The organism is Ferroglobus sp., from assembly GCF_015521575.1.
GTDB lineage: Archaea > Halobacteriota > Archaeoglobi > Archaeoglobales > Archaeoglobaceae > Ferroglobus.
The window spans coordinates 1-2,967 of sequence record NZ_WANY01000173.1 but is presented as its reverse complement, the minus strand read 5'-3'; the positions used below and the strand labels follow the sequence as shown (position 1 = coordinate 2,967).

General features: G+C 45.0%; 2 protein-coding genes and 1 pseudogene. 1 reads left to right on the top strand and 2 read right to left on the bottom strand.

Translation table 11 applies throughout. From position 1 onward, the window contains the following. Positions 1-543: pseudogene (locus F7C14_RS07015) on the top strand (carbon monoxide dehydrogenase); the annotation flags it as partial. Positions 544-559: 16 nt separating this feature from the next. Here F7C14_RS07015 and glmS read toward each other — a convergent pair. Continuing rightward, entirely contained in the window at positions 560-2,335 is a 1,776-nt protein-coding gene (gene glmS, locus F7C14_RS07010) for a glutamine--fructose-6-phosphate transaminase (isomerizing) (RefSeq protein WP_290901308.1), read from the bottom strand. Beyond that, positions 2,336-2,967: DapH/DapD/GlmU-related protein (locus F7C14_RS07005; RefSeq protein ID WP_290901306.1), on the bottom strand; the 632-nt coding region annotated here is incomplete at its 5' end.

Here is a 2,967-nt window from a genome sequence, read left to right as displayed (position 1 = left end):
GATGAAAACACCGTCACAGTAGCCAGAGAGTTGATTAAGAGGGATATACTCGTGCTTTCAATGGGTTGCGGAAATGCTGCCTTGCAAGTAGCTGGATTAACGAGCTTGGAAGCCGTCAAAGAAGCTGGTGAAGGACTCAGAAAAGTTTGTGAAACTCTCAACATTCCTCCGGTCCTCAGCTTTGGCACGTGCACCGACACCGGAAGGCTCGCTTACCTCGTTAGGGTTTTGGCGGATTACTTGGGAGTAGACATTCCTCAGCTTCCGATAGCGGCTACGGCTCCTGAATATATGGAGCAGAAGGCTACAATCGACGCCATCTTTGCCATAGCCTACGGTGTGACGACGCACGTTTCTCCGGTTCCACCGGTAACCGGAAGCGAGGATGTTGTCAAACTTCTCACGGAGGATGTTGAAAAACTAACCGGCGGAAAGGTCATTGTGGAAGAAGATCCAATAAAAGCCGCTGAAAGGATATACGAAGCGATAATGGAGAAAAGAAGGGAACTCGGACTTGAGGTTGAAGTTAAAACAAGGAAGTAATTTTTAAATTTTTTATTTATTCGACGGTAACGCTCTTAGCCAAGTTTCTCGGCTTGTCTATCTCGCATCCTCTCTCTTTTGCGGTGTAATAAGCTAATAGCTGCAGAGCAACTGAATGTGTGATTGCGGAGAATATTGGATTCGTTTTCGGAACCCTTATAACAAAATCCACGTACTTCGAAACTTCTTCGTCATCCTCATCCGCGACGGCAACGACGATTGAATCTCTTGCTTTCACTTCCTTTATATTGTTAAGCATTATTTCGTAGGTGTGATCTCTAACCAAACTCGCCACGACCGGTGTTTTCTCCCCAAGCAAAGCGAAGGGACCGTGTTTAAGCTCTCCAGCCGGGTAACCTTCAGCGTGGATGTATGAGATCTCTTTCATTTTTAAGGCTCCTTCCAGCGCTATGGGGTATCCGATTCCTCTCCCTATGTACATAAGATTCTCATACTTTGCCAAAAGCTTTGAAACTCTTTCGATTTCCTCCTTATCATCGAGAATTCTCTTTACAACCTCTGGAAGAAGTTTTATCTCCTTGAGAAGCTCCATTTTTTCCGTTCTTGGTATGTGGGAGAGCTTTAAAGCTATCAAGTACAGGACGATTAGCTGGGCAATAAAGGATTTCGTAGCAGCGACACTTATCTCCGGACCTGCTCGCGTGTAAAGTACGAAATCGGCAATTCTTGTTGCTGTACTCCCAAGAACGTTCGTTATCGTCAGAACTTTAGCCCCTTTCTTTTTCGCTATTCTCATAGCCTCAAGCGTATCTGCTGTCTCTCCGGACTGTGTTATGCTGATAACGAGCGTTCTCCCGGTTGGGGGTTGGTGATAGATGAATTCGGAAGCGTATTCAACCTTTACTGGAATATCGACGAATTTCTCTATGAGGTACTTCCCAATTAGGCAGGCGTGGTAAGATGTTCCGCATGCAACGAAAACGATCTCGGAGATCCCGAACGCAAAGCTGGCGTCGATCGTTATTTCATCGTCTAAATACTCAGAAAGAGTGTCCTCGATAACTTTTGGGGTTTCATGGATTTCTTTGAGCATGAAATGTTCGTAACCACCTTTTTCAGCATCTTCTATGCTCCACGGTATTATCTCAATCTTCCTATCAATTGCTTTTCCATCGTGAAAGATCTCATAGCCGCTATCGTAAACTCGCAAAACGTCTCCGTCTTCAAGGTAAACGACTCTCTTCGTGTAATCAAGAATTGCCGGGACATCCGAAGCTACTATGTATTCTTCATCTCCCACTCCCAGAACAAGGGGACTTTTGTATCTCGCAGCAACGAGTTCTTCCTTCTCAGCGTGTAAAGCTACAATAGCGTAGGACCCTCTAACTTTTTCCAGAGCTTTCATTACAGCATTTAACAGATCTCCGTTATAGTTCTCCTCGATCAAGTGAGCAATAACTTCCGTGTCTGTTTCGGACTTAAACACATGCCCTCTACTCTCTAACTCTTCCCTAAGGGTCTGGAAATTGGAAATTATTCCGTTGTGGACAATAGCTATCTTTCCACTGCAATCCGTGTGAGGGTGTGCATTTCTTTCAGAAGGTTTTCCGTGGGTAGCCCACCTCGTGTGACCGATTCCTATTCTTCCGTTACCAACATCGTAAGCTTCAACATCTCCGATGGCTCCAACTTTCTTAATCAATTTTAATTCGTTTTCCTCCTTAACTGCTACCCCCCAAGAGTCGTAGCCGCGGTATTCAAGCCTTTTGAGCGAAGAAATTATCACGCTATCAGCTTTTCTAAAACCGATGTAGCCAACTATCCCGCACATCTACAACACCATCGCTTCGTCCTCAATTCTTCCACAAATAACTTTCAGCGGAGCTATTTCGCATCTATTGCCAACAACTGCTCCACCTCTTAAAACGCTGCCAGCTCCTATCCTACACCCTTCTCCAACAAACGCTCCGGATTTTATCTCGTGAAATTCCCCATCAACTTTTACCTCAGCTTTTTCGCTTATAGTTACAACTTTCGGCTCGAAAATCGTTCCATAATCGATAACTGAATCTTTAATGTAGCTACCAGCTCCGATAACGACGTTTTCTCCGATAACGCAATTTTCAATTCTGCAGAGTTCCTCCACTTTTGTGTTGTCCCCTATTGAGGTGGAGGGAAGGATCACACTGTTAGCCCCGATTTCGCAGTTTTCACCTATAACAACCGGTCCTCTTATGTAAGTTCCACTCCTGATTATGCTCCCCTTTCCAACGACGACGTCGCCGACTATCGTTACTCCGCTCTCCACTTTTCCAGCTATTCTCTTCCCCCTGTGCTTCAGCGCAAGATCGTTAACTCTGAGAATGTCCCATGGATAAACGACATCGAGCCATAGTCCTTTGCTTTCTGCAGCAAAGAAGTCAATCCCGCTTTCAATCATCCTGTTTACGACGTTAGTTAAAT